Source organism: Allobosea sp. 10L422 (assembly GCF_056395345.1).
Genome location: NZ_JBFTJI010000002.1, coordinates 304,666 through 331,257 on the forward strand (window position 1 = coordinate 304,666; position 26,592 = coordinate 331,257).

Below are 26,592 nucleotides of genomic sequence, written 5' to 3' on the forward strand. Positions count from 1 at the left end.
AGGGACTCGATGGCCAAGCCCACCCAGCCGATTATCATCAAGAAGGTCAAGAAGGCCGCTCATGCGCACCATGGCGGGGCCTGGAAGATCGCCTATGCGGACTTCGTGACCGCCATGATGGCGTTCTTTCTGCTGATGTGGCTGATCAGCATGACGACGCAGGAGCAGAAAGTCGGCTTGGCGGAATACTTCGCGCCGGCGGCTCCAAGTCTTACAACCAGTGGCTCCGGCGGTGTCATGATGGGCACCGCCCTGGACAAGTCAGGCAGCAGGCCATCGGCGCCCCGCGACGCGGCGAGGGGCACTAACGGGCAAGAGGACAAGGCGCGCCCACCCAGCTCGGGCCGCAGCGACCGTGAAGTCAGCCGCCCGGCCGCCGGCGTGCAGGCCAACTATAGCGCCATAGCCAGCCTCCGGCAGGCGCTCCAGAAAATGCCCGAAATTTCCGAGCTGTCGCGCAACATCGTGATCGAGCCGACCAAGGAGGGGGTGAACGTTTCCCTCGTGGACGAGTACGGCCGCTCCATGTTCCCCGAGGGCTCGGTCCAGCCCTACGACCGCACCCGTCTCGTGCTGGAGGCGCTCGCGCCCACCCTGCGCCGGCTGCCCAACCAACTATCTGTCGCCGGCCACACGGCCCCTGCGCGCCCGGGCTCGGTGCAGGCCGCCGATTCCTGGAGCCTCACCGCCGGGCGCGCGCTCGCCGTGCGCGAGATCCTGTCGGGTGCCGGGCTCCCCAGCAACCGCTTTGCTTCCGTGGTAGGACGTGCCGACACCGAGCCGCTCTTCCTCGACGATCCCTACAACCCGTCGAACCGACGGGTGACGATCACGCTGCTCAATGCGGAGCCGCCGCTGCCCCCGGGCGTTCCCTGACGACAAGGCGCCTCGGCCGCCTCAGACTCCTTTTGAGATTGAGCTCAGTGGCTGAGACGTACGAGGCTGACCATTACGACGTGGATCATGGCCTCGGAGACGTCGATGCGCTGCGCGAAGTTGCGGACCGGGCGCCGCGAGCAGTCATCTACCGAGGGTCCGTTCTACGGCCTATGGCGCCAGTGGGACCCTCGAAGCCTCTCCGGTTCGTAAGCGCTCGGCTTGGATGCAGGAGCGGAAGGTCCATGCCTATAGGCGCCCGCCTTCCCCTCTTGAGCCCGAGGAGGCCTTGCCCAGCGGCGCGGCTCGGCCGTACGCGCTTGGGACTTCGACGACAGCTCGATCCAGTGCCGATAATTGAAGATCATGGGGAAAAACGAGCAGGTCCTTATCGTGGTAATCTGCGGCTACCCGCTCGACCATGAAGTCCGCCACCATCCCGTACTCGCTCGTCATCCTCCATGTGCGGCTGAAGCCGAAAAGGTTGAGGTCAGCGTTTTCATGGTGATGGTCGGATTGGGCAAAATGTCAGTCCCGCGCCTTCGGCCAGCGGAAGCCCCAATTGCCGTCAGATTCGTCTTCGTCGGCTATTGCCTACCCTCAGAGCGCCCGCGCTTGCAGCAATCCCCCGCTGGCGCGCAAACGCCTTATCATCGGTTCCGCCTGCGGAGCTACCGACCTCAATAGCGCGCCACAAAACCGACATTCCGGGCGCAAGCGAATGGACCATTTTTTGGCGGTTCAAGATTATCTCAGCCAGCCCCGCCGGAAAGCGGAAGCTCTGGGTGACCTCAACGGGCCAAAGATGTTCCCAGTTCTGTCCGGCCCGGCCCACCAATTCTTGCGGGGCGCAGGCCACTTTGGGCTTTGCCAGGCCGAAATCGCCACAGATAGCTGCCGGTCCGCATAGATGCCGGTCCTCGGTGTGGGGCGGCGGCAATTCGATCTCAACGATCGGATTTGCGCGCATACTCTTCGTCTGGAATCGGCCAAGCCCGGGACCGGCCGAACTGCTCGAGATCTGCTGCGAGCCTCTTCATCTTGTCGCCCTCGTCATGACGATCGGCGAGATAGTGAACCATCATCAGCCGGCGGGCTTCCTTCAGCTTCCTGAGCCACGCCTCCTGCTCGTCTTCAGCCATCCCGGAACCTCTCATCCTTGCGCGCGGGGTAGATGTCCGTCCTCGCCCATCACATGCACGCAGTTTTGGCTTGTGATTTGGCGGAGAGGGCGCGTGCTTTAGCGGCGTAGCTTCGCACAGGATACGCCAAAAGCGCCGGCAACGCCTTACGCTTCGATGAACGGTGCTTCGGCGTTGACAGGTCCGAAGGCTTGGCCAACCCTGCGATGGTCGTGCGCGGCAGCGTGGCGAACGCCCTCAAGGTCTTGGACAATCGGCCGATGACGTGCCTCGCGGCGGGCCAATGAACCGTTATCCGATGTTCAACCCGCAACTGCTGCTGAGCTTCGTCGCGGTGTGCGAGACGCTGAGCTTCACCCGCGCGGCCGACCGCGTGTCCCTCTCGCAATCAACCGTCAGCCAACAGGTCCGGCGGCTGGAGGATCTCCTCGGCAAGCCCCTGCTGGAGCGATCCTCGCATCAGGTCGAATTGACCGAAGAAGGCGGCAGGCTGTTGCGCTATGCGCGGCGCATCATCGCGCTGAACGAGGAGGCGCATGACGCGCTGACCGGTTACTGGCGCGACGGCGTGCTGCGGCTCGGCATGCCCGAGGACTTCACGGTGCCGACCGTCGACCTGCTCGCCGCGTTCAGCCGCGAGCAGACGCATTTGCGGCTCGACGTCACCAGCGGCCTCAGCGCCGATCTGCGCAGCGCCTATGACCGCGAGGAGCTGGACCTAATCCTGGTCAAGCAGCGCCGCCGCCAGCCGCCTCGCGCAGCCCGGCGGGAGCCCTTGCTGTGGCTCGACAGCACGGCGTATCCGGCGATCGAGCGCTCGCCGGTGTCGCTCGCCGTCTTTCCGCTCAATGGCCTCTACCGTGAGGAGCTTTGCGAGGCGCTCGACGGCCTCGGCATTCGCTGGCGCGTGAGCTACAGCAGCGCCAGTCTGGCCGCGCTCGCCGCTGCGTCGGCTGCCGGGCTGGGCGTGACCTTGCTGCCCGCGAGCTGCCGGTTGCCCGGTCACCGGATACTTGGCGCGGCCCAGGGGTTGCCGGAGATCACGGATTTCGAGCTCGCGCTCTACTACCGCGACACCGCGCCTGCCGCCGCCATCGTGCTGGCGGAGCGCTTGGCCGAATTCTGCCAGCTGGAATGGTGAGCGGGTGGCGGCCGTCAGGCGCCATTGCCGTTTCGAATAGCTGGGATTGTCAAATATCGCTGCCAAACGGAGTTGCCGGCGCGTAGATCCGGGAGCGGAAACGCAACCATCAAGGCAACGGAAAACCGCCATGGAAACCGGGCATCATCACAGCCGACGGGCCTTTCTCAGCCAGACCGGAAAGGTCACTGCCGCCTATGCCGTCGCCGGGCTGGCGAGCGGCGGCGCCCAGGCCGCCCCGAGCACGGCCGCACAGGGGCGTTCGGCGTCGGAGGCGGGCGTCAGCAAGCTGACGGACCAGCACTATTGCCTGACCGATGTGAGGCTGGAGGACGGCTTCGAGCGCGACGGCGAGATCGTCGTCGGCACGCGTACGGCGCTCTACACGCTGGAGATCAAGGCCGGGAAGATCGCCGCGCTGCATCCGGCCGGAGCCGCACTGCCAGCAGGCGTGCCCTGCTACCGCGCCCATGGCCAGCTTGCGTTGCCGGCGATGCGCGACATGCACATCCATCTCGACAAGACCTTCTACAGCGGTCCGTGGCAGGCGCCGCTACCGCGCCAGGGCAAGACGATCCTCGACATGATCGCTCGCGAAGAGAAGCTGATCCCGCAATTGCTGCCGACCTCGCAGCAGCGGGCCGAGGCGCTGATCGCCCTGCTGCAATCAAAGGGCACGACCGTAGCCCGCAGCCATTGCAACATCGATCCGGTGAGCGGCCTCAAGAGCCTCGAACATCTGCAGCGCGCGCTGGAGAACCATCGCGACGACTTCGACTGCGAGATCGTCGCCTTCCCGCAGCACGGCCTGCTGCATTCAAAGGTCGACGGCCTGATGCGGGAGGCGATGAAAATGGGCGCCGCCTATGTCGGCGGGCTCGATCCGACCAATGTCGACGGCGCGATGGAGAAATCGCTCGACGCCATGTTCCAGATCGCGCTCGACTCGGGCAAGGGCGTCGACATCCACCTGCATGAGACCAACCCGGCGGGTGTCGCGGCAGTCAATCATATGATCGACACCGTCGAGAAGAACCCGGCCTTGCGGGGCAAGGTGACGATCAGCCACGCCTTCGCCCTGACCACCCTGTCTGCGGGCGCGCTGACGGAGACCATCGGCCGCATGGCGGCTCAGCAGATGACCATCGCCTCGACGGTGCCGCTCGGTGGTTTGACGATGCCGCTGCCGCAGCTGAGCGAGAAGGGAGTCTTCGTGATGACCGGGACCGACAGCGTGATCGACCATTGGTCGCCCTTCGGCAAGGGAGACATGCTGGAAAAGGCCAACCTCCACGCGCAGCTTTACAGGGGCAGCGACGAATTCCGTCTGTCGCGCGCCATGGCGATCGCTACTGGTGGCGTGCTGCCGCTCGACGACAGCGGCAAGCGGGCATGGCCGAAGGCCGGCGACGACGCGGCCTTCACGCTGGTTCCGGCCAGCTGTTCGGCGGAGGCTGTCGCGCGCCTGCCGGAGCGCAGCGCAACCTTCCATCGCGGCCGCATGGTCTTCGGCAGCGTAGGCGTCGCCTGAGCCCTGGAACGCCGCGTTCGTCGTCAGTTTTCGCATGCACGCTGCCGATTGGCAGCGTGCATGCGCCTGTTCTCCGACTTGAACCGGGTCAGTCCGCGGCAGCTCAGATCGCGAGCTTGCCGGCCTTTGCAGCGGCGTAGCGCTCGTTGACCTTCGTCCAGTTCACGACGTTCCACCAGCTCTTGAGATAGTCGGCCCGGCGGTTCTGGTATTTCAGGTAGTAGGCGTGCTCCCAGACGTCGTTGCCGAGCAGGACCATCTGCTTCTCCATGATCGGGCTGTCCTGGTTCGGCCTCGGCAGCAAGGCGAGCTTGCCGTCCTTGTCGACGGTGACGAAGACCCAGCCCGAGCCGAAGACGCGCAGGCCCGCCGCCTCGAAATCGGCCTTGAATTTGTCGAAGCCGCCGAGGTCGCGGGTGATCGCGGCGGCGACGTCGCCGGTCGGTGCGCCGCCGGCTCCCGGACCCATCACCTCCCAGAACATGGTGTGGTTGGCGTGGCCGCCGCCATTGTTGCGAACGAGGGTGCGCACGCTCTCCGGCAACTGGTTGAGGTCCGTGAGCAGCTCTGCGACGGAGGCCTTGGCGATCACGCCATTGTCCTTGGCGGCGTTGTTGAGAGCCGCGACATAGGCAGCGTGGTGGCGGTTGTAGTGGATATCCATCGTGGTCGCGTCGATATGCGGTTCGAGCGCGTTGGGCTCATAGGCGCGCTTCGGCAGCGAAAAAGGGCCGGCCGGTGCTGCCGGGGCGGTGGCCTGCGCCCAGACCTTCGGCGCAGTAGCGACCGCGAGGGCTGCTGCGCCAAGCGTCAGCACGCCGCGGCGAGAAAGGGCTGCGAATTCCGTCATGGCGTTCTCCTGCAGGAAAGGATGGCCGGCAGCCCGTCCGGCCGCCGCCGGTTGTTGTCGTTCGTCTACGTCGAAAGGTTCAGGGCGGTTCCAGCGGCATCTGGCCCCGCCGGATGCGGCGACGGCAAGTCGAATCGCCCGCAACACGCTTAACGCCCCGAAACACCCTCTTAACCAGCGATTTACCGCGTTTCACTACGGTCTGGAAGGAAATCCGTCAGTTCGGGAAACGCCTCGCATGCACGCACTGGCTCTCAAGGCCGATCTGGCGACCCCGAACGAGCCGTTCAACGATGCTGCGGCGTCCGCCGGCGCATCCATTCGCCCGATTGCAACTCCGGAGACCGGCGCCGAGCGCGCCGTGCGCGAGATCGCCGATCGCTTCGGCAAGCTCAGCGCCGAGATCACCGATGTCGCCGGCCGAATCGGCGATGTGACCCAGCAATTCGAGACCCAGACCGCCGGGCTTCGGCGCGTCGTCGGGGCGGTCGAGCAGGTTTCGCGGGCCAATCACGCGATCCGGCAGTCCGCCGAGGGGGCGCAAGCTGCGGCTTCGGTAGTGCGCAGCGGGCTGGAACGTGTCGCCGGCTCGGTCAAGCTCGGTCTCAATGCGGCGCAGACGGATATCGAGACGCTCTCGGAGGAGGCGCAGTCGATGTCGCGGGCGCTGGCGCAGGCCGTCAGCGACGCACACAAGGCGCGGGCCTCCAGCGATGCGATCCAGTCGATCACCCGCGAGATTCAGCTGCTCTCGATCAATGCTGGCGTCGAGGCGGCGCGCAGCGGCGAGGCCGGCAAGGGCTTCGCCGTGATCGCCGCCGCCGTGAAGGCGCTGGCCGAGCAGACGCGGGAAGCGACGGCCGCGAGCGCGGCGCAACTTGATCTTCTGGTCAAGGCGGTCGACGCGCTTTCCCGCCGCAGTCAGCAGAATGCCCAGACCGCCCAGCGTGCCCGCGAGGGCAGCCAGACGATCTCGCAGCAGGTCAGCGAGTTCGACAGCTTCGGCCGCTCGGTCGTCGATCTGATCGGCGAGATCGAGGCGGTATCGCGGCCGACGCGGGAGAATGCCGAGGCCTGTGCGAAGGCCGGGCAGGATCTCGCCGGGCTCGTTGCCGGGGTCGACGCGTCGACCCACATCCTCGAACAGGCGGTCCAGCGCACCGACGCGCTGGTCACGATCAGCGAGGGCATTCTCGGCTCGATCGCCGCCTCCGGCGTGCGAACCGCGCAATCCGAGCTGATCGCGACGGTGATGGAGACGGCGGCGACGATCGGAGCGCTGTTCGAGACCGCACTCGCGCGGGGCGATGTGACGCTCGCCGATCTGTTCGACGAGGGCTATCGGCCGGTGTCGGGCTCCGACCCGGTCCAGCACGTGACCCGCTTCGTCGGCCTGACCGACCGCCTGCTGCCGCCGCTGCAGGAGCAACTGCTGGGCTCGAACGGGCGCATCGTGTTCTGCGCCGCCGTCGACCGCAACGGCTTCCTGCCGACGCATAACCGCAAATATGCCCAGCCGCAGGGCCGGGACCCGGCGTGGAACAATGCGAATTGCCGCAACCGGCGCATCTTCGACGACCGGACGGGGCTCGCTGCCGCGCGCAACCGCAAGCCCTTCCTGCTGCAGAGCTACAGGCGTGACATGGGCGGCGGGCAGTTCCTGGTGATGGAGGATCTGTCGGCGCCGATCCTGGTGAAGGGGCGGCACTGGGGCGGCTTCCGCATCGGGCTGAAGGCGTAGCGGCCATTCGTGCCGTCTGCGGAGTTGAGTGAGCGAGTACCCGAGCGAGCGCCATGCATATCGCGCCTTCCTTCCCGAACCTGTCGGTGTTGCTCATCGACCCGAGCCCGCATTATCGGCGGATCGTCCGCACGATGCTGTACCAGACGCAGCTCAATCGCATCTTCGAGGCGCCGGATCTGTCCTCGGCCGCCACGACCTTCATTCAGAAGCAGCCGAACATCGTCATTCTCGACTGGGATCTGCCGGATGGCGGCAGCGTGAAATGCCTGGCCGCGATCCGCTCCTTCAAGACTTCGCCCTTCGCCAAGGCGCCGGTGCTGGTGATGATGGAGCGGCCGGACCGGCGCTCGATCCTCCAGGCAGCGAAGCTCGGCGCGCATGAGATCATCACCAAGCCGATCTCGCCCAACAATCTCTGGCTGCATATGTCGGGGATCATCAACATGCCGCGAAAATACCGGGAGACGAACGGCAAGATCACGCTGGTGCCGCGGGCGATCAGCAACAATATGTTCTGAGCCGGGCCGGCCGCCGCGCCATCGTCGCGAAAGCGTCACGAGTGTTGACGGGCCTCGCGCCATTTAGCGAAGTTTTTACCAGTTTGTTGTGATGCTCCACGGGCAATCCTGGATCGCCCTTCATGGTCATCACCGTCTCGCTTCCGCCCTTCCTCGGCCGTTCCGAGGCCGCGACCTTTCGCAACCAGTTGCTCGTCGCGCTGGAGCAGAAGGAAAGCGTCGCCGTCGAATGCGCGGAAGCCGGGCCGCTGCCGAGCCTCTGGATCCAGCTCCTTCATTCCGCAGCCGCCAGCGCCAAGGCGCGGGGGCTTTCGGTCACGCTCAAGGCGGCCTCCTCGGAATGCCGCGAATCCCTGCGGGCGATCGGCTTCGATGCCGCTCACAGCGCTCTCGTTCTGGAGTGACAGGCATGAAAATCCTGGCCATCGACGATACCAAGACCCTGCTCAGCCTGCTCAGCCTGACTCTGCGCAACGCCGGTCACGAAGTGGCGGAGGCCGAGAACGGCGAGGACGGCCTGAACAAATTCGACCAGTTCAAGCCCGATCTTGTGATCACCGATCTCAACATGCCGATCATGGACGGCATCGAGTTCACTCGCGCCTGCCGCTCGCGGGCCGCCGGGCAGAACACGCCGATCATCGTGCTGACCACGGAGAACGGAGCCGAGATCAAGGCGGAAGGCCGCCGCGCCGGCGCCAGCGCCTGGATGGTCAAGCCTTTCGAACCCAACACGCTGCTCGGCCTCGTCGCGCGCTACCAGAACTGAAGGTCGGCCGATGGATCCGTTGGCAGAACTGAAGCAGACCTTCTTCCAGGAATGCGAAGAACTCCTCGGCGCGCTGGAGCAGAAGCTCCAGGCTCTCGACGAGGGTTCCGTCGATCCCGAGGATGTCAACGCCGCCTTCCGCGCCATCCATTCGATCAAGGGTGGGGCAGGGGCTTTCGGCTGCACGGAGCTGGTCGGCTTCGCGCATGTCTTCGAGGCCTCGCTCGACCATCTGAGGTCGGGCCGTGTCGCGATCGAGGACGCACCCTTCACGCTGTTCCTGCGCTGCTCGGATGCCGTGGCCGATCTGGTCGCGGCCGCGCGCAGCGACGAGCCCGCGACCGAGCGCCCGGATCTGCTGGCAGCGCTGGAGCAGGTCGGCAAGGAACCGGTGGCGTTGGCGCTTGCGCCCGTTCCGGCCGCTTCGTTCCACGTTTCCGCGCCTGCCCTCGCTGCTGCGGACAAGGATGCGCCTCTCGGCATCGCCGCGCTCGGCAACCTCCTTGCCATGGTCGAGGCGAAAACAGCTGCAACAGCGTCTGCCGACGATGGCTGGGATGACGAGCCCGCCGCGATGCCCGGGCCACCGCCCGTCGCCCTGAAGGCGGGTCGCGACCTGCGCCTGCGCATTACGCCGGAGAGCGATCTGTTCCGCCGCGTGATCGAGCCGCGCGTCGTCTTCGCCTCCTTGCCGGCGGACGATGTCGTCGCGATCCGCTGCGATCTCAGCCAGGTGCCGTCGCTCGAAACCCTCGACGTCACCGATTGCTGGATGCGCTTCGAGGTCGACCTGCGCACCGAATTGTCGGTCGAGGAGTTGCACGGGCGCTTCGATTTCAGCCTGGCGAACGAGGAATTCGAGATCGAGGCGCTCGAAGCCGCCGCCATCGTCGAAGAGACTCCGGAGGCCGAGGTTCCGAGCTCGGTCGCTGCCGATCTCTCGGCGATCCTCGCCAAACTCGGTCCGATGCCCGAGGCTGCGAGCCAGCCCGATGTCGCGTCTGCACCGGCCATGCCGCCGGTCGAGGCGCCTGCCGTCGCCGCCCCGCCGGCTGCCGAAGTGCCGGCTGCCGCCCGCACGGCCGCGCGGGCTCCGGCCAATGACCAAGCGACGCGCCAGCGCCAGGCTGTGAGCGTGCGCGTCGATCTCGATCGCATCGACAAGCTGATGAACCTCGTCGGCGAGATCGTCATCACCCAGTCGATGCTGGTCGAGTGCGTGCGCTCGCTGCCCTACGACGTCTACGCCAAGACCGCCGAAGGTATGCTGACCCTTTCCCGCCAGACGCGCGAGCTGCAGGATCATGTCATGGCGGTGCGCGCGCAGCCGGTGAAGGCAGTGTTCCAACGCATGCCGCGGCTGGTGCGCGAGCTCGCGCAGACGCTCGGCAAGGAAGTGCGTCTCGTACTGGAAGGCGAGAACACCGAGGTCGACAAGACGATCATCGAGGAGCTCGCCGATCCGCTGACCCACATGATCCGCAATTCGATGGATCACGGGCTGGAGACGCCGGACGAGCGCGTCGCCGCGGGCAAGCCGCGCGAGGGCACGATCAAGCTGATCGCCGAGCATCGCGCCGGCCGCATCGTCATCTCCGTCACCGATGACGGGCGCGGCATCGGCCGCGACCGGCTGCTGGCCAAGGCCCGCTCGCGCGGACTCGTCGGCGCCGACGAAAGGCTGCAGCCGGAGGAGATCGACCAGCTCATCTTCGCCGCCGGCCTGTCGACGGCGGAAGCGGTCAGCGACATCTCCGGCCGCGGCGTCGGCATGGACGTCGTGCGCCGCAACGTCGAGTCGCTCGGCGGACGCATCAGCGTCGATTCCGAGCCGGGCCGCGGCTGCAAGTTCACGCTGGCGCTGCCGCTGACGCTCGCGGTTCTGGAAGGCATGGTGATCCGCTGCGGCGACGACCGCTACGTGATCCCGATCGCCTCCGTCATCGAGACCCAGCATCTCGCCTCGACCCCGATCGAGCGGCTGCCCTTCGGTCAGGAGGTGCTGCGCTGGCGCGGCGAGGTGACGCCGCTCTATCGCCTCGGCGAGGTCATGGGTTCGACCGGCACGACCAACGAGAACATCGTGATCATCGCCGAGAACGAGCGCGGCAACAATGTCGGCATCGCGGTCGACGAGATCGTCGGCCAGCAGCAGGTGGTCGTGAAGAGCCTCGAGGCGAATTACGGCACCGTCAACGGCGCCTCGGCGGCGACGATCCTCGGCGACGGCCTCGTCGCCCTGATCCTGGATATCGACTCCATGCTGCGGCTCGCCGCGTCCGGCGGCCGAACTCCCGTGACAGATCTCAAGATGGCTGGATGACCATGACCCTCCAACTCGGCGAAAAGCACTTCTCGTCTGCGCAGCCGGAAGCGGCGGCGAGGCGGATCGTCACCTTCAAGGTCGGCGACCGCACCTTCGGCATCGATGTCGGCATGGTCCGCGAGATCAAGGGCTGGCAGGCGACGACCCCGCTGCCGCATGCGGCCCCGCATGTGCGCGGTGTGCTCAATCTGCGCGGCGTGATTCTCGCCGTCTACGACCTGCGTACCGCGATCGGCATGGGCGTCACCGATGCCTCAGCCACCCATGTCATCGTCGTCGTCGATGTCGAGGACAAGACCGCGGGCCTGCTGGTCGACTCGGTCTCGGACATCGTCGACGTGCCGGTCTCGGCCGTGCGGCCGGCGCCGGATCTGGAGCGCGACGAGCACGGCCTGATCGAGGGCCTCGTCCTGCTCGACAGCGACATCGTGGCGCTGCTCGATCTGGCGGCGGTCATCCGTGACGGTKGTGGCGGCGAAGTGCAGCTCAAGACCAGCCGCGCCGCCTGAACAGCTTTCAAAACATAGCCCGAGCGTAGCGTCCAGGCGGGCCAGAACAAGAAACGACAGGTCCTATGGGCAGCGCGCTCGGCCCCTTTTCGCGACTCTCGGTCAGCCAGCCGCTGACCGCCGCCGGTTCCGCGGCACTTGCCGGGGGGCTCGCCTATTATGCGGCAGCGTCGGGAACTCCAGTCATGGGAGCTCTCGCCGTCTCGGCCGTGGCGTTGCTCGGCGGCTTCGCCGCCTGGGGCGCGGGCCGATCCGTCGCGAGCCTGTCGCGGATCGCGCCGGGTCTGGTGGATGACGTCGATCTGGTTCTGCCAAAGGCCGGCGGCAGCCACGAATGCGCAGAGCTGTCGCGTGTCCTCGCCAGCTTGCAGGAGCGGGCGCAGGAAGCGGTCCGCCTGCGCTCCGTCCTCGACCATGGCCGCGCCAGCGTCATGATCTGCGATCCGGACGGCCGCGTCATCTATGCCAGCAAGGGGCTTCTGCGCTTCTTCGCCGAGGCGCAGGAGGATTTTCGCGCGGCGTTTCCGGGTTGCTCGGCCAAGGACATGCTCGGGCGCGTGATGGAACGTGTGCGGGCCGAGCCCCGCCTGGCGACCGGTCCCTCCGTTCGCCTGACGCTCGGCCGCCGGATCGTCTGCCTGACCCTGACGGCCGTCGAGGCCGCCGACGGGCGCAGCCTCGGGACGGCCGTGGATTGGCACGAACTGACCGACGAGCTGGCTGTTGCCCAGGAAATCTCGCAGCTGATCGAAGCTGCCATCGAAGGCGATTTCTCGCGGCGCATCGCCGCTCAGGGTAAATCCGAAACGGTGGCTCGGATCGCGGAGGGCATGAACCGGATCAACGGAGAGCTGGACGAGACCTTCGCCGATATCGACGCGGTGGTCGAGGCCCTGTCGGAAGGCGATTTGACCCGCCGCATGGCTGGCCGCCGCTCCGGCCGGCTGGGCCGGCTCCAGCACGAACTCAATCAGGCGCTCGGCCTGCTCGACGAGCGGATCGAAATGATCCGCGCGACGGCAGGCTCGGTCTGCCATGTCGCCATCGACGTGAACAGCGTGGCGACGGACCTTGCGGCGCGGACCGAGAAGGTTGCCGGCGAACTGGGCGAGACATCGGGAGCGGCGGTAGAGATCGCAGCCTCGGTCGGACGCAGCCATGAGCGTTCGCGCGAGGCCAGCGAGCTCGCCGGCACGACCATGGGCGTGGCACAGGAAGGCCGGAGCGTGGTTGCCAAGGCAGTCGGCGCGATCGAACGGATCGAGAGTTCCTCGCTGCGCATTGCCGAGATCGTCGGGGTGATCGACGAGATCGCCTTCCAGACCAATCTGCTGGCGCTCAATGCAGCGGTCGAGGCGGCGCGCGCCGGCGATGCCGGCAAGGGCTTTGCCGTGGTCGCTTCGGAGGTGCGGTCGCTGGCGCAGCGCTCGGCCCAGGCCGCAAAAGACATCAAGGGGCTGATCGCGACCTCGAACGGGCAGGTCGCCGAGGGGGTCGGCCTCGTGCGCGAGACCGGCGAGACGCTCGGCCGCATCGCCGCAGCAGTGAGCAAGGTTTCCGAGACGGTAGCCGAGATTTCCGCCGTGAGCGCCGAGCAGGCGCGCGGCATGGGAGGGATGAGTCGCAGCGTGGCGCAGGTGAACAAGGATATCCGGGCGAATGCCGAACTCGCCGGGCGCGGCGTCGAGGCGGCGGGCGAACTCGCCGATCAAGCCTCCATGTTGAGCGAGATCGTCGAGACGCTCCGCCTCGCCAGCGTGCCGGTGCGCAGCGAACCGCCGCGCGCGCGCCGCGCCGTGCCTGCACCGGCTCCGGCCGAACAGCGCTTGCCGCAGCACATGCAGCCTCGCCGCCTTGCCGCTGGCGCACGGGCGGGAGGCTGAGGCATGTCCAGACCTACATCGCTCCCGAGCATGGTGCCGTCGCTCCAGCCCGCAATGGCCGACATCAGCCTGACGCGCGACGACATGAAGTTCATCGCCGCATTGGTCTACGAGCAAGCCGGTATCGTCATCCGCGAGCATAAGGAAGCGATGACGCGCGGCCGGCTGGCGCGCCGCGTCAAGGCGCTTGGATTGAGCTCGGTGGCCGAATACTGTGCTTTCCTGAAGACGCCGCAGGCGGCGGGCGAGTTGCCCGAGCTGATCAATGCGGTGACGACCAATCACACCGCCTTCTTCCGCGAGCGTCACCATTTCGATCACCTGCGCAAGGAGGTGATGCCGCGGCTTCTGCAGGAGCGGGCGGGCCGGCGCGGTCGCATCCGCATCTGGTCCTCGGCCTGTTCGTCGGGCGAGGAACCCTATTCGATCGCGGCCTCCTGCCGCGATGTGATGGGCGCGCGTGGCGACCTCGATTTCAAGATCCTGGCGACGGACATCGACACCGACATCCTGGCGCGGGCCGAAGCGGGGATCTATCCGGCGGAGCTGTTCGAGCGGTTGCCCGCCGATGTGAAGCCGCTGCTCAAGCTGGAAGGCGGAGCGGGGCGCGCAGAGGCACGCATCGCAGAGGATCTACGCCGCCTGATCGCCTTCAAGCGTTTGAATCTCATCGAGAAATGGCCGATGAACGGGCCGTTCGACGTGATCTTCTGCCGCAACGTCTTCATCTATTTCGATACGCAGACCAAGGCCTCGATCCTCGATCGGTTCGTAGCGCTGCTGTCGCCGGGCGGGTTCCTCTATCTCGGCCATTCGGAATCGCTGCCGCAACCGCACCAGCATCTGCGCCTGATCGGACGCACGATCTACGAGAGGACAGCATGAGCGTTTCCCGGTCCTCGCGCCGCTATTTCGACCCGCGTTTCGAGGCGACGATCATCACCGTCGCTCCAGGCGAACATGAGATCACCTCGGCCAAGGACGAGATCGTCGCCACCGTGCTCGGCTCCTGCGTCTCGGTCTGCCTGCGCGACCCGCAGATCGGCGTCGGCGGGCTCAACCACTTCCTGCTGCCGAAGAACAACGGCAATGCCGACCCCAGCGCCGGCGAACGCTATGGCGATACGGCGATGGAGGTTCTGATCAACGACCTGCTGAAGCGCGGGGCGAGGCGCCAGAACTTCGAGGCCAAGGTCTTCGGCGGCGCGCGCGTGCTTTCGGGCGCGACCATGCTGGCGATCGGCGACGGCAACATCGCCTTCGTCAACGAATTCCTGAAGGTCGAGGGCATTCCCGTCGTCTCGCGGGATGTCGGCGGCACGCGCTCGCGGCGCATCCACTACCAGCCCTCGACGGGACGGGCCTGGGTGCAGCATGTCCAGCCGACGGCGCGCGACAGCGGCCACGAGCAGGAAATCGCCTATCTCAACCGGCTCAAGACTCAGCCCGTGGCTGGTGAAGTGGAGGTCTGGTAATGAGCATGCCGACGTCGTCCGCTGCGCCGGTCAAGGTTCTCGTCGTCGACGATTCCATCCTGATGCAGAAGCTGATGACCAAGATCATCGATTCTGCGCCGGGCTTCGAGGTGATCGGCGTCGCCGGCAGCGCCGAGGAGGGTTGGGACGCCATCCAGGAACTGCGCCCGGATGTGGTCACGCTCGATCTCGAACTGCCCGGACGGCACGGCCTCAAGCTGCTGGCACGGGTGCTGAAGCAGGACCCGCTGCCGGTGCTGATCGTATCGGCCTTCGGCGGGCCGGGCGCCGACAACACGATCCAGGCGCTCGAGCTCGGTGCCATCGACTTCATCGAAAAGCCGGACGGCACGACCCACACGCTCGAAGGCTTCATGAAACATCTGGTCGCGGGGCTGCAACGCGCGGCGGGAAGCCGCAAGATGATCGCGGCTGCTCGTCAAATCGCGCAGATCGCTGCGCCGGCGCGCCCGGCGCCACCGAGGGAGCCGGCCCGTGCCGGCAAGACCTTGCTGATCGCCATCGGCGCCTCGACGGGCGGCGTGCCGGCCGTGCAGACGGTGATGCGCGACCTCGCCCATCTGCGGCTGCCGGTCGTCGTCGTCCAGCACATGCCGCCGGGCTACACGGCAAAGTTCGCGGCACGGCTCGCGACCGCGACCGGCCTCGATGTGCGCGAGGCTGTGGATGGCGACCGGCTAAGGCCCGGCTCGGCTGTGGTGGCGCCGGGGGGATTGCGCCATCTCGAAATCGAGGAGCGGCGCGGCGAGTTCGTCTGCGTCCTGAAGGAGGGTCCGCTGGTCAGCGGCCATTCGCCCTCGGTCGACGTCATGTTCCATTCGGTCGCGCGTAGCCTCGGAGCGCATGCGATCGGCATCTTGCTCACGGGCATGGGGCGCGACGGCGCTGACGGTTTGTTAGCTATGCGCAAAGCAGGCGCCGAAACTTTAATCCAAAGTGGTGAGACCTGCGTGGTAAACGGGATGCCGAAAGCGGCCTTCGAGATGGGAGCCGCCGACAGAGTCGTTCCGCTCAGCCAGATCGGCGCGGCGGTCGGGCAGCTGATCGGCGAGCGCCCGAATCTGCGGAGCGCGTAAGGAGCAAAGTTATGTCAAAGGCCAGAAGCGAGTTCCGCATCCTGGTGGTCGACGACCAGAAGAGCATGCGCGGCCTGGCGACCTATTTCCTGAAGCAGATCGAGTTTCAGGACATCGACGAGGCAGAGAACGCCCGCGAGGCGCTGATGAAGATGCAGCAGAAGCGCTACGATCTGCTGCTGCTCGACTGGAACATGGAAGGCATGAGCGGCATCGACCTGCTGCGCGCCATCCGCTCCGTGCCGGAGCTCAACCAGATCAAGATCATCATGGCGACCTCGGAGCGCTCGGTCGACAAGATGGACGAGGCGACCAGCAACGGCGCCGATCATTACGTTGTGAAGCCCTACGAGCTGCGCGACCTCGAGGTGCGGGTGAAGAAGGTTCTCTCCTGCTGAGGCTCCTGATAGCGCCATCGTGAAGCAAAGCCCTGCGCCGACCGGCTGCGGGGCTTTTTGCTTTGGGGCATGATTGGCGCGTCGGATTGCAGGGAGGAGCGCCATGAGCGTGTCGCGCCGGGACGTGCTTGCTGGAACAGCCGCCATGGCAGGGGCCCTGTTGTCCCTCGATGCTCCCGCGCAATCGCTTGCGGGAGCGCACGCCTTCGGTTTCGACCGGCCGGGTGGGGGGCGACTTGCCCTGTCTGATTACCACGACCGGCCGATCCTCGTCGTCAACACCGCGACACGCTGCGGTTATGCCGGGCAGATGGCGACACTGGAGCAGCTCTGGCAGCGTTATCAGACGCGCGGGCTGATACTCGTCGCCGTGCCCAGCAATGATTTCGGCGGGCAGGAGCCGTTGGACGGCGCCGCCATCGCCGAGGCCGCCCATGAGAGCTATGGCGCGACTTACGCCTTCGTCGAGAAGACCGTCGTGCGTGGGCCGGAGGCTCACCCGTTCTATCGTTGGGCGGCGGCGCAGCGGCCGGCTGAGACGCCGCGGTGGAACTTCCACAAATATCTGATAGGCCGCGACGGCACGCTGATCGGCGGCTTCCCGGCGGCGACCGATCCGCTCTCCCCGCAGCTCGTCCAGGCGATCGGGCGGGAATTGGTGGCGGGTTGAGTTTCAGCGGTTCCGGCTAGCACAGCGCCGTCATTCTCGGGCGAAGCGAAGCGTAGACCCGAGAATCTCCGCCAGAACAAGACGCCGGAGCCTCTTTCGGCAGGAGATGCTCGGGGCAAGCCCGAGCATGACGCAGGGCTTGTTCGCTCATCACTTCCTCGGCCGGAACGCGGTGATCACCGCCGGGTCGGTCTCCAGATAGGGGCCTTCGATCAGGTCGATGCAATAGGGGATCGCCGGCATCACTGCGTCCAAGCATTCGGCAATGGCACGGGGGCGGCCGGGTAGGTTAACGATCAGGGTCTTGCCGCGGATGCCGGCCGTCTGGCGCGAAAGGATTGCGGTCGGCACCTTGGCGAGGCTGACCTGCCGCATCAGCTCGCCGAAGCCCGGCATCGCCTTCTCCATCACATCCTCGGTCGCTTCCGGCGTAACGTCGCGCGGGGCGGGGCCGGTACCGCCGGTGGTGACGACGAGGCAGCAGCCCTCGCGGTCGGCCAGCTCGGTCAAGGTCTGCGCGATCAACTTGCGATCGTCGGGGATGACGCGCTCGACCGCTTCCCAGGGCGAGGTTAGCACCTTCGCCATATAGCTGCGGATCGCGGGGCCTCCTTCGTCGGCATAGACGCCGGCCGAGGCGCGGTCCGAGACCGTGACAATTCCAATCCGGGCAACAACGGTCATCGGGCGTCTCCAACGCAGCACTGCGGCTCTATCGGCCGGCGGGAAGGGCGGTCAAGCGCATGGGCGGCGTTGCGAGCTCTCCCCGCTCCCGCTCCTTGAGACTATCTGGAAGGAGATACTCGGTCAGATCGGCTTCGAGCGGCCTCCCGCAGGCGTCGCAGCCACATCCGGCTGAAGGCCGCGATATGCGCCGGGCTGGGCCGGCCGGGTCCGATGCGGATGATGACGTTGCCCATCTCGCGGCGCTCGCCCCAGGCATAGGTGCCGGCATCGACGCCTTCGCCGGCGCCGCTGTCGAAGAACGCGGGTGGCGTACCGGCGAGGTCGGCCTGCAGCATCGCGATCGTCAGGGTGCGGCCAGGCGAATGGCGCGCCTGCGCTTCGTCATAGGCGATCTTGAGGAAATGACGGCGGTTGCCGCTCTCGACGAGCAGGCCCATCGCGAGCAGGCGCCCGTCGAGCAGCAAGGTATCGATCTGGAGGGCGTCCGCCTCGGCGAAGAGTTCGGCCATCCGGCGGATATAGGCGGCGTGCGTCGGTATGCAGGCGATTGCCGTCCCGGCCGCGCCCTTCCAGCCCGCGGCTTCGAGCGTGAGGAAGGCCTCGAGCGCATCGAGCGCCGCGGGGCCGCGGCTGCGGCGGAAGGTCAGCGCGCCATGCTTCGCCACCGCTCGGAACTGCTGCATCCGCTTTTTGTAGCTGGAGCCGAGCGAGCGCCGCAGATAGCGCTCCAAATCGTCGCCGGGCTGAGGGACCATCACCGGCCGGGTCCAGCGCTCGTAGATCGAGATCCGGCTGCCCGTCTGACGGCTGGCTTCCGAAAGGGCGGCATAGCAGGGGCCGTCGAGCGGCAGCAGCGGCAGCAGAAGCGCATGCGGCAGGTCGCGCGAGGCCAGAAGATAGCGCATCAGCGCCCGCGCGGCCTCCGCCGCGTGGTCGTGGTCGAGCACGGGCAGCGAAGAGACCTCGTAGAGCGGCACGAGCGGCGCGGCGAGGGCGCCGGCGAAACCGCTGCGCCAGCCCTGCACGTGCTTGAAGGCCCAGACACCGACCAGCCGCTCGAAATCGAGCGCCTCGCTGAACCAGGCGCAGAGGACGATGATCTCCTCTTCGGGGACGAGCAGGGTCGCCGCGCTGACGGCGGCCGGCGCCATATGCGGATTCGGCTCGGCCGCATGATCGGCGAGTTCCGCGAAAGCCGGCCCCAGTTCCGCGTAAGCGGCTGGGCCGATGCGCCTGACGACGATGCCGCTCAAGATCGATGGCCGTCGCGGTTCGGCCGGCGCCATTCGCCGCGCAATGCGAGGACGAAGGCGATCACCTGGGCCGTCGCGCGATAGAGTTCTTCCGGGATCTGGTCGTCGAGTTCGACGGCCGAGAGCGCCTGGGCGAGGATAGCGTTCTGCTCCACCGCGACATCGTGCTCGCGCGCGGTCTCGACGATACGCTCCGCCAGCTCGCCGCGTCCCTTGGCGGTGACGCGCGGTGCGCCATGCCCGTCATATTCGAGCGCGACGGCGATGCGGGGCGGCTGCGGATTCATGACAGGCGATCCAGAAACTGGCCGGCCGTCGGCTGCATCACACGGGGCTGTCCGGTGTGGATATCGATGGCGCCGCTGCTGAAGTCGGCATGGAGCAAAGCGCTCTCGAGACCGGGCGCGGCACCGCGCAGAAGCTGGCTGGTTTCCTCGCGCTCGGCCCAGAGCGTCACGCCGACATCGCGTGCCTGCAAGGTGACCACTCCTTGCAAGGGCCCCATCGGCTCGACATCGAGGGCGAAGCGGATGCGCCAGAGGGGCGGACTCACACCCTGGAAGTCCCGCCGCGGCGCTTCGCGCTCGACCTGCAGCGGCAGGATTGCTGTGCCGTGCTGGAAGGCGATCGGGATCTCGGCGAGCCAGCGCTGCGCCGGCTGGCTGCTGTCCTGCCGCGCCTGATCCAGAGGCAGTGAGGCATATTGGGTGAGCTTGATGCGATCCAGCGCCGCATCGGCCTGATCGAGCAGCGTCTCGACGATGGCGAGCGGCTTCTCGCCCGGCGAAAGCGTTGGCTCGGCGGCGGCCTGCGGCAGCAGCGGGCCATCGCGGCGCGGCGGAGCGGTGCGGCTGGCGCTGTCTGCCGTGGCGCCCGGCGGGCTGTCGGAGAGCCGGTCGAGTGCGAGCGCAGCGGCAGAGCGGTCCGGCTGGCTCGCCTTCGGCCCGGGCGACAGGCTCTCGATGATCGGCAGCAGCGTCTCGCGCAGCGCCTGGAGGCCGGTCTTGAGATCGCCTTGCCGCGGGGCGGGCGCTCCGATGGCCTGGCGAGCCTCCGTGAAGAGACCCGAGCTCTGGAACGCCTCCTTCAGCCGCTGCGCCGTGACCGGCTGGCGCTCGGCCGGTATCGCCTGGGCGAGTACGCGGTCGATCGCCGCCAGCAGAGGCTTCGGCAAGGTCAGCGCGATCGAACCCTGCGCGAGGCCGCGCAGGTTGGCGAAGAGCGGAGCGAGGCTGTCCTGGGTCTGCAGCACGGAGCCGAGCAGCGGCCCGGCAAGACTGCGCGCCGTGGCGGGATTTGGAATGGCGGGGCCAACTGGCGGCGGCGCCGCAGGCGCTCGGGGCTGCGTGGCGATGCCGGGTGCGGCTGTCGACGCAGGGGCGGCAAGCGGGCTGACGGCGGACGGAACGGTGGGATAGGCGGGAATGGCTGCCGGCCCTGAAAGCGGCGGCTGGCTGGTGGCCGGCGGCAAAGGCGGCGCGGCCGGTGCCGGAGCGATCGACGGCGTATTGGCGGACGGCAGCGGCATGCCGGTTCGGGGCGCCGGAAATGCGACTGTTGGCTGCGAGGCGGCCGGAGGGGCGGGCGACGTAGTGGGCGGACGCACCTCGACCAAGGTGGCGCGCAGATCGCCGCCGGCTTGCTCGGGCGGGTCCAGCCGCAGCAGCAGGGTGGCTCCCGGCTGCAGTTCCGCCTGCTTGGCCTGGGGGCCCGCCAGCACGAGCGCGACCTTGCTATCGCCGATCATCGCCGTTGCCGTTCCGTCCGTCTCCAGCGAGAGCAATCTGGCCTGCACCGTCCGGCCAGCCGTCAGCTCACCCGCCGATTCGAGCGCGTGCAGCAGGGTGGCAAAGGTCTGGCTCTGGACGAGCTGGGCGAGGTTCATCTGGCTGCCATGTGACGACGACTCATCCTGTCACGAAAGATTAAGCGTTTCCTTGCTGCTGGCCGTGCCGTGCAGGGCGCGCCTGCGCCGCCGGCTCTGGCGTCGGGGGTAGCGCTGCGGCAGGCTCGGCGCTTCCCCATCCGAAGGATCACCGCCATGGATTATCGCCGCCTCGGCCGTTCCGGCCTCAAGGTCTCGCCGCTATGCCTGGGCACGATGATGTTCGGGGGACCGACCGACGAGGCGACCTCGCGCCGCATCGTCGACAATGCTCGCGAGGCCGGCATCAATTTCATCGACACGGCCGATGTCTACAATGAGGGGCGCTCGGAGGAGGTCACCGGCCGCGCCATCGCCCCCAATCGCCATGACTGGGTGCTGGCGACTAAGGTGGCGAGTGCGATGGGGCCGGGGCCGATGAGCGGCGGGCTGTCGCGTCGCTGGATGATGCGCGCCTGCGAGGACAGCCTGCGCCGGCTCGGCACCGAGACGATCGACATCTATTACCTCCACAAGGAGGATCATCAGACGCCGTTGGAGGAGACGGTACACGCGATTGCCGATCTCGTCCGCCAGGGCAAGATCCGGCATTTCGGCGTCTCGAACTACCGGGCGTGGCGGCTGGCCGAGATCTGCCGGCTCTGCGACGAGCTCGGCATAGACCGGCCGGTCGTCAGCCAGCCCTATTACAACGCGATGAACCGCATGCCCGAGGTCGAGCATCTGCCGGCCTGCGGCTATTTCGGGCTCGGCGTCGCCTCCTATTCGCCGCTGGCGCGCGGCGTGCTGACGGCGAAATACGCGCCCGGTGAGGCGCCGCCAGAGGGCACGCGCGCCGGCCGCGGCGACAAGCGGATCATGCAGGCGGAATGGCGCGAGGAGAGCCTCGCCATCGCCCAGACGCTGAAGGAGCATGCCGCTAAGAAGGGGCTGACGCCGATCCAGTTCGCGGTGCGCTGGGTGCTGAACAACGCCTTCGTTACGGCGGCGATCGCCGGGCCGCGCACCTTCGAGCAATGGCAGGCCTATCTCGCGGCGGTCGATGCGGGTTTCGACAGCGAGGACGAGGCGCTAGTCGACGGCCTCGTGCCCCCGGGCCACCCCTCGACGCCCGGCTATTCCGATCCGGCCTATCCGCTGGAAGGGCGGACCAGCCGCGCGGGCTGACACCGACCGGATGGGCGTGCCCGCGTGGCTCGCTGCGTCCTAATCGAACAACCGCCTTGTTGAACCTTCGGCGCGCCCGCTAGGTTTGAACGGCGGGCCACAGTCGAGCCCGCCGCGAAGGGAAGGCGAATGGCTGCCGAGGCAGGATTGACGAGCGACCTCGTCAAGGTCGTGGCGCTGCTCGGCGCCGGCGTCGTGGCCGTGCCGATCTTCCGCAAGCTTGGGCTCGGCTCGGTGCTCGGCTATTTCGGCGCGGGGATCGTGATCGGCCCCTTCGGCCTCGGCCTGTTCTCGAACCCGGAAGGCATCCTCCACATCGCCGAATTCGGCGTGGTGATGTTCCTGTTCGTGATCGGGCTGGAAATGCAGCCCTCGCGGCTCTGGGGCCTCAGGAGCAGCATCTTCGGGCTCGGCATCGCGCAGGTTCTGACCTGCGGCTTCCTCCTCACGCTGCTCGGCATGGCTGGCGGCCTCGGCCCCAAGGTCGCCTTCATCGCGGCGATGGGCTTCGTTCTGTCCTCGACCGCGGTGGTCATGCAGATGCTGAACGAGCGCGGCGAGACCTCGACGCCGCAGGGCCAGAAGGCGGTCTCGATCCTGCTGCTCGAAGATCTCGCCATCGTGCCGCTGCTTGCGATCGTGGCGCTGCTGTCGCCGCAGCGGGGCGGCAGCGGGCAGGCCTGGGTCTCTTTCGCCATCGCGGCAGGCGCGCTCGGCGGGCTGATCGCGGCCGGGCGCTGGCTGCTCAACCCGATGTTCCGCGTGCTGGCGGCGGCCGAGGCGCGGGAGGTCATGACCGCCGCGGCCTTGCTCGTCGTGCTCGGCTCGGCGCTGGCCATGCAACTCGGCGGCCTGTCGATGGCAATGGGCGCCTTCCTCGCTGGGGTGCTCCTTTCCGAATCCACGTTCCGGCATCAGCTGGAGGCGGATATCGAGCCGTTCCGCGGCATCCTGCTCGGGCTCTTCTTCCTCGCCGTCGGCATGTCGCTCGATCTTGGCGTCGTGGCGCGCGAATGGCGCCTCGTCCTGGCCGCCGTCATCGGCTTCATGGCGGTCAAGGCGCTCGGCATCTTCATCGTCGCCAAGCTCTTCGGCTCGGATTGGCGCGAGGCGATCACGCGCGTCGCGCTGTTCTCGCAAGGCGGCGAGTTCGCCTTCGTGCTCTATGCGGCGGCTGCCGCCGCCGGCATCTTCGATCCGCGCACCACCGCCATCGCGAGCGGCACTGTGATTATCTCGATGGCGCTGACGCCACTGCTTGCGCTGGCGCTCGACCGCTTCATGCCTGCGGCACCGACCGATCTCGACGGCATCGAGGTGGCGGACGGGCTCAAGGGGCAGGCGCTGATCGTCGGCTTCGGCCGTTTCGGCCAGGTTGCGAGCCAGGCGCTGCTCGCCCGCGGCATCAGCGTCTCGATCATCGATTTCGATGTCGGGATGATCCGGGCCGCGTCGCAGTTCGGTTTCAAGCTCTATTACGGCGACGGAACCCGGCGCGACATCTTGCAAGCCGCCGGCGCCGAGCGGGCCGAGGTGATCGTGGTCTGCGTCGACCGGCAGCAGACTACGGATGCGATCGTGCGGCTGGCGCAGGCCGAGTTCGGGCACGCCAAGTTGTTCGTGCGGGCCTATGATCGGGGGCACGCGCTCGATCTTGTCCATGCCGGCGTCGAGTATCAGATACGGGAAACCTTCGAATCGGCGATGGTCTTCGGCACGGCCCTGCTGAAATGCCTCGGCGTTCCCGAAGACGAGGCCGAGGCGATCGAGGCTGATGTGCGCCGGCGCGACGATGAGCGTTTCGACCTGCAGTTGGCAGGCGATCTCTACTCCGGACGGGAGTTGCTCAGGAACAACGCGCCAGTCCCGACGCCGCTGACCAAGCCGAAGCGGCCCGGCCAGATCCCGGCGAATCTGCCCGACGATATCGGTGGGGAGTCCTGAGGGCGGGGCTCAGTTCAGGATGCAGAAGCCGCCGACGACCACCTCGGTCCGGCACCAGGGCTTCTGGTTGCCTTCATTGGCGGTCAGGCGCAGCAGAACGGGTTCCTCGCGCGGCGTGTCGGAAGGCGGGAAGGGCACCCGCTCGGGCTTTCCGGTCTCCGCAGCCTGAGCGCGATTGGCGGCGGCTGCACCAGGGACGATGACAACGCTGCGGCTGGTCTTGGTGGCGGCGCTGCCGCGCCCGCCGCGGAACCCGGCGGCTTCCGCCTGAACGGGCAGGAAGGTGGCGGCGGCGAACAGGCAGGCGGCGGCGGCGACGCGGCGCATGGGCGATCTCCCGGTTGCCGGCAGGATGTCGCGATCTGCCGCAAGGGCAAGCGAAGCTTCGGATCAGCCTCAGCGAGGCGTTAACGCGAATGCTGAGGCAGCAGCACGCGGCCGCGTCAGGCTATCCCATGCCGCCATGGCGCCCTGCACGATCGCTTCCAGCATCGCGCGCGAGGCGCCGTCGCGGGCCTGGATCGACATGCCCTGCTGGACGGTGACGTAGTAGCTGGCAAGGGCCCGCAGATCGAGCGAAGCGGGCAACTCGCCTTCCGCGACCGCACGGATCAGCCGCTCCTCGATCATGGTGACGCTGCCGGCCCGCATTTCCCGCAGAATGCGGCTGGTTTCCTCGCCGACGCCGACCGCGTTGACCGCCGAGAGCACGACCATGCAGCCGGGTGGACGGCCGGGGCGGGTGAAGGTCGCGGCGCTGGCCATGAGATAACCCTCTATCGCCGCACGCGCGGTCGGCGCGTGCTGCAAAGGGCTGAGAATGTCGTCGCTCTCCGTCGCGGCGAAATGGGCGATGGCCTCGCGATAGAGCTCTTCCTTGCTGCCGAAAGCGGCGTAGAGACTCGGCGAATTGATGCCCATCGCCCCGGTGAGGTCGCTCATCGACGCCGCCTGATAGCCGCGATCCCAGAACACCTCCATGGCGCGCTGCAGCGCGAACTGCCGGTCGAAGCTGCGCGGGCGCCCTCGCTCCGCCATCGCCATTCCATCTCCGAAATTTCTGTGTCGGTCGTTATATATTTCTCTTGACGTCATGAGGCAAGCGCGTCACCTATTTATGTATCGATCATCACATAAATGGAGTTTGCCATGTCCCGCCTTGCTGGAAAGCGCGCCCTCGTCACCGGTGGCAGCCGTGGAATTGGCGCCGCCATCGCCCGGCGGCTGGCAAGCGAGGGGGCCGATGTCGCGCTGACCTATGAACGTTCCGCCGACAAGGCGGCCGAGGTCGTAAAGGCGGTCGAGGCGCTCGGGCGCAGGGGCGTCGCCATCGCCGCAGACAGTGCCGATCCCGCCGCCGTGAAGCGCTCGGTCGACGAGGCGGCGAAGGCGCTGGGCGGCCTCGACATCCTCGTCAACAATGCCGGCATCTATCGCGGCGGCCCGGTCGCGGAATGGAGCCTTGCCGACATCGACGCGACCCTTGCGGTCAATATCCGCTCGGTGGTGCTGGCCTCGCAGGCCGCGGCCGCGCATCTCGGCAAGGGCGGCCGGATCATCTCGATCGGCTCCTGCCTCGCCGATAGAGTGGTCGAACCCAACGTGACGCTCTACGCGATGAGCAAGGCGGCGCTGATCGGTTTCACCAAGGGCCTGGCGCGCGATCTCGGCCCGCGCGGTATCACCGTCAATATCGTCCATCCCGGCTCGACCGATACCGACATGAATCCGGCCAGCGGCCCGCGTGCCGAGGCGCAGCTCGCGCGCATGGCCATTCCCGCTTATGGCAGGCCGGAGGATATCGCCGGAGCCGTGGCCTATCTCGCCAGCGAGGAAGGGCGCTTCATCACCGGCGCGGGCTTTGCAGTGGATGGTGGCGTGAACACCTGACGCCCAGAGCTAATGTCCGGGCAGGACGATCACGGTGGGCGTCGCCGGCAATGTGGCCTTGCTCAACGTGATCGCCGGCTGCTCGCGCCGCTCGGCCGGCCAGAGATCCTGCGTGCGGGCAAGGAAGCGGTTCAGCGTACCGCCGCCGAAGAAATGCATCGGGATCATGACCTTGGCCTGCAGGGATTTCAACACCTCGATCATGCCCTCCTGGTCAAGTGTATAGCTGCCATCGACCGGGAAGAGCACGACATCGACCCGGCCGAGCGCGCGCAGATGACCGGGTTCGAGCGGGTGATGCAGATGGCCGAGATGGGCGATGCAGAGATCGCCGATCTCGAAGACGAAGATCGAGTTGCCGTCGTAATCGGTGCCGCCGTCATAGGTCCTGATATTGGTCGGCACATTGCGCACGCGGACGTCGCCCAGCGTAACGTCATGATGAGCGGCGCCCTTGCCGTCCGGGTCCCAGCCGCGCAGCACCTGCTTGATGCCGGGGTCGGGATGGTTCGAGTAGTGGGTTGCATGCGCCTTGTTCATCGTGGCGATGTCGGGCGTCACCGGCGGACGGACATAGTCGTTGTAGTCGGTCGCGATCTTCACCCCGCCGGGCGTCTCGATCAGGAAGGTGGCATGGCCGACGAAGGTCAGCCGCACCTCGTCCTTGGCCAGTTGCACGCGCTGGATCGGCAGGCCAAGGCGCGCCATCTCCGGGCGGCAGCCCGGCTCGCCGGATTGGGCGCGGGTGGGCGAGGAGATGAAACCGGCTAGAGCGGCGACAACGAATGCCAGTGCTGCGAAGGGGCTCGACAGATTCATCGCACGCTCCTGCTTTCC

General features: G+C 67.2%; 27 protein-coding genes. 18 read left to right on the plus strand and 9 right to left on the minus strand.

The window, feature by feature from the left end; genetic code table 11:
- Positions 1-9: 9 nt before the first annotated feature.
- Positions 10-876 (plus strand): flagellar motor protein MotB, encoded by an 867-nt coding sequence (locus tag AC1DEZ_RS05830; protein WP_441512153.1) that lies wholly within the window; start codon positions 10-12, stop codon positions 874-876.
- A gap of 947 nt (positions 877-1,823) precedes the next feature.
- Here the strand turns inward: AC1DEZ_RS05830 and AC1DEZ_RS05835 are convergent.
- Positions 1,824-2,018, minus strand: coding sequence for a hypothetical protein (locus AC1DEZ_RS05835; protein ID WP_476778994.1), 195 nt, complete (start codon positions 2,016-2,018; stop codon positions 1,824-1,826).
- Between the two features lie 298 nt (positions 2,019-2,316).
- Between AC1DEZ_RS05835 and AC1DEZ_RS05840 the strand changes: the two genes are divergently transcribed.
- Both AC1DEZ_RS05840 and AC1DEZ_RS05845 read left to right on the plus strand, forming a co-directional pair.
- Positions 2,317-3,159 carry a LysR family transcriptional regulator gene (locus AC1DEZ_RS05840; protein WP_476778995.1) on the plus strand — a complete coding sequence of 281 codons (843 nt, stop codon included), beginning with the start codon at positions 2,317-2,319 and terminating at the stop codon, positions 3,157-3,159.
- Positions 3,160-3,289: 130 nt separating this feature from the next.
- Entirely contained in the window at positions 3,290-4,690 is a 1,401-nt protein-coding gene (locus AC1DEZ_RS05845) for an amidohydrolase family protein (RefSeq protein ID WP_476778996.1), read from the plus strand.
- A 103-nt stretch (positions 4,691-4,793) separates the two neighbouring features.
- Here AC1DEZ_RS05845 and AC1DEZ_RS05850 read toward each other — a convergent pair whose 3' ends face one another.
- Positions 4,794-5,540, minus strand: a complete 747-nt coding sequence (locus tag AC1DEZ_RS05850) for a superoxide dismutase (RefSeq protein WP_476778997.1) — start codon at positions 5,538-5,540, stop codon at positions 4,794-4,796.
- Positions 5,541-5,778: 238 nt separating this feature from the next.
- Here AC1DEZ_RS05850 and AC1DEZ_RS05855 point away from each other — a divergent pair, with 238 nt between their 5' ends.
- The 12 genes from AC1DEZ_RS05855 (at position 5,779) to AC1DEZ_RS05910 (ending at position 16,929) form a co-directional block, all read left to right on the plus strand.
- Positions 5,779-7,281 carry a methyl-accepting chemotaxis protein gene (locus AC1DEZ_RS05855; protein ID WP_476778998.1) on the plus strand — a complete coding sequence of 501 codons (1,503 nt, stop codon included), beginning with the start codon at positions 5,779-5,781 and terminating at the stop codon, positions 7,279-7,281.
- Positions 7,282-7,334: 53 nt separating this feature from the next.
- The gene (locus AC1DEZ_RS05860; RefSeq protein WP_441512159.1) at positions 7,335-7,802 is read left to right on the plus strand and encodes a response regulator; all 468 of its coding nucleotides are present in this window, start codon (positions 7,335-7,337) and stop codon (positions 7,800-7,802) included.
- Positions 7,803-7,924: 122 nt separating this feature from the next.
- Positions 7,925-8,206 carry an STAS domain-containing protein gene (locus AC1DEZ_RS05865; protein WP_476778999.1) on the plus strand — a complete coding sequence of 94 codons (282 nt, stop codon included), beginning with the start codon at positions 7,925-7,927 and terminating at the stop codon, positions 8,204-8,206.
- 5 nt (positions 8,207-8,211) lie between these two features.
- The gene (locus AC1DEZ_RS05870; protein ID WP_441512161.1) at positions 8,212-8,571 is read left to right on the plus strand and encodes a response regulator; all 360 of its coding nucleotides are present in this window, start codon (positions 8,212-8,214) and stop codon (positions 8,569-8,571) included.
- A gap of 10 nt (positions 8,572-8,581) precedes the next feature.
- On the plus strand, positions 8,582-10,894 hold the full coding sequence (locus AC1DEZ_RS05875) for a chemotaxis protein CheA (RefSeq protein WP_476779000.1): 2,313 nt from the start codon (positions 8,582-8,584) through the stop codon (positions 10,892-10,894).
- The gene (locus tag AC1DEZ_RS05880; protein ID WP_476779001.1) at positions 10,891-11,406 is read left to right on the plus strand and encodes a chemotaxis protein CheW; all 516 of its coding nucleotides are present in this window, start codon (positions 10,891-10,893) and stop codon (positions 11,404-11,406) included. The genes AC1DEZ_RS05875 and AC1DEZ_RS05880 overlap by 4 nt, the downstream gene beginning before the upstream one ends.
- A gap of 65 nt (positions 11,407-11,471) precedes the next feature.
- Entirely contained in the window at positions 11,472-13,289 is a 1,818-nt protein-coding gene (locus AC1DEZ_RS05885; RefSeq protein WP_476779002.1) for a methyl-accepting chemotaxis protein, read from the plus strand.
- A gap of 3 nt (positions 13,290-13,292) precedes the next feature.
- Positions 13,293-14,174 (plus strand): CheR family methyltransferase, encoded by an 882-nt coding sequence (locus AC1DEZ_RS05890; RefSeq protein WP_476779003.1) that lies wholly within the window; start codon positions 13,293-13,295, stop codon positions 14,172-14,174.
- Positions 14,171-14,764: a chemoreceptor glutamine deamidase CheD gene (locus AC1DEZ_RS05895; RefSeq protein WP_441512166.1), complete on the plus strand. Its 594-nt coding sequence runs from the start codon at positions 14,171-14,173 to the stop codon at positions 14,762-14,764. Before AC1DEZ_RS05890 ends, AC1DEZ_RS05895 begins: the two co-directional genes overlap by 4 nt.
- A complete protein-coding gene (gene cheB, locus AC1DEZ_RS05900) occupies positions 14,764-15,861 on the plus strand; it encodes a chemotaxis-specific protein-glutamate methyltransferase CheB (protein WP_476779004.1) in 1,098 nt (365 codons plus the stop codon). Before AC1DEZ_RS05895 ends, cheB begins: the two co-directional genes overlap by 1 nt.
- 11 nt (positions 15,862-15,872) lie before the next feature.
- Positions 15,873-16,259 (plus strand): response regulator, encoded by a 387-nt coding sequence (locus tag AC1DEZ_RS05905; protein ID WP_441512168.1) that lies wholly within the window; start codon positions 15,873-15,875, stop codon positions 16,257-16,259.
- A 103-nt stretch (positions 16,260-16,362) separates the two neighbouring features.
- A complete protein-coding gene (locus AC1DEZ_RS05910; protein ID WP_476779005.1) occupies positions 16,363-16,929 on the plus strand; it encodes a glutathione peroxidase in 567 nt (188 codons plus the stop codon).
- 150 nt (positions 16,930-17,079) lie between these two features.
- On the opposite strand, the gene mog is transcribed toward AC1DEZ_RS05910, so the two are convergent.
- The 4 genes from mog to fliK form a co-directional block, all read right to left on the minus strand.
- Entirely contained in the window at positions 17,080-17,613 is a 534-nt protein-coding gene (gene mog, locus AC1DEZ_RS05915; RefSeq protein ID WP_476779006.1) for a molybdopterin adenylyltransferase, read from the minus strand.
- Positions 17,614-17,714: 101 nt separating this feature from the next.
- Complete coding sequence (locus tag AC1DEZ_RS05920) at positions 17,715-18,869, minus strand: GNAT family N-acetyltransferase (protein WP_476779007.1); 1,155 nt, start codon at positions 18,867-18,869, stop codon at positions 17,715-17,717.
- On the minus strand, positions 18,866-19,156 hold the full coding sequence (locus AC1DEZ_RS05925; protein ID WP_441512172.1) for an EscU/YscU/HrcU family type III secretion system export apparatus switch protein: 291 nt from the start codon (positions 19,154-19,156) through the stop codon (positions 18,866-18,868). The genes AC1DEZ_RS05920 and AC1DEZ_RS05925 overlap by 4 nt, the downstream gene beginning before the upstream one ends.
- Positions 19,153-20,754, minus strand: a complete 1,602-nt coding sequence (gene fliK, locus AC1DEZ_RS05930; protein ID WP_476779008.1) for a flagellar hook-length control protein FliK — start codon at positions 20,752-20,754, stop codon at positions 19,153-19,155. The genes AC1DEZ_RS05925 and fliK overlap by 4 nt, the downstream gene beginning before the upstream one ends.
- A 156-nt stretch (positions 20,755-20,910) precedes the next feature.
- Between fliK and AC1DEZ_RS05935 the strand changes: the two genes are divergently transcribed.
- On the plus strand, positions 20,911-21,921 hold the full coding sequence (locus AC1DEZ_RS05935) for an aldo/keto reductase (protein WP_476779009.1): 1,011 nt from the start codon (positions 20,911-20,913) through the stop codon (positions 21,919-21,921).
- A gap of 129 nt (positions 21,922-22,050) precedes the next feature.
- Positions 22,051-23,865 (plus strand): monovalent cation:proton antiporter-2 (CPA2) family protein, encoded by a 1,815-nt coding sequence (locus tag AC1DEZ_RS05940; RefSeq protein WP_476779010.1) that lies wholly within the window; start codon positions 22,051-22,053, stop codon positions 23,863-23,865.
- 9 nt (positions 23,866-23,874) lie between these two features.
- Here the strand turns inward: AC1DEZ_RS05940 and AC1DEZ_RS05945 are convergent, their stop codons facing one another.
- Positions 23,875-24,192 (minus strand): hypothetical protein, encoded by a 318-nt coding sequence (locus AC1DEZ_RS05945; protein ID WP_476779011.1) that lies wholly within the window; start codon positions 24,190-24,192, stop codon positions 23,875-23,877.
- 69 nt (positions 24,193-24,261) lie between these two features.
- Positions 24,262-24,909, minus strand: a complete 648-nt coding sequence (locus AC1DEZ_RS05950) for a TetR/AcrR family transcriptional regulator (RefSeq protein WP_476779012.1) — start codon at positions 24,907-24,909, stop codon at positions 24,262-24,264.
- 105 nt (positions 24,910-25,014) lie between these two features.
- Between AC1DEZ_RS05950 and AC1DEZ_RS05955 the strand changes: the two genes are divergently transcribed.
- On the plus strand, positions 25,015-25,755 hold the full coding sequence (locus AC1DEZ_RS05955) for a 3-oxoacyl-ACP reductase family protein (RefSeq protein WP_476779013.1): 741 nt from the start codon (positions 25,015-25,017) through the stop codon (positions 25,753-25,755).
- Positions 25,756-25,764: 9 nt separating this feature from the next.
- Here AC1DEZ_RS05955 and AC1DEZ_RS05960 read toward each other — a convergent pair whose 3' ends face one another.
- Entirely contained in the window at positions 25,765-26,574 is an 810-nt protein-coding gene (locus AC1DEZ_RS05960) for an MBL fold metallo-hydrolase (protein ID WP_476779014.1), read from the minus strand.
- Between the last annotated feature and the right edge of the window lie 18 nt (positions 26,575-26,592).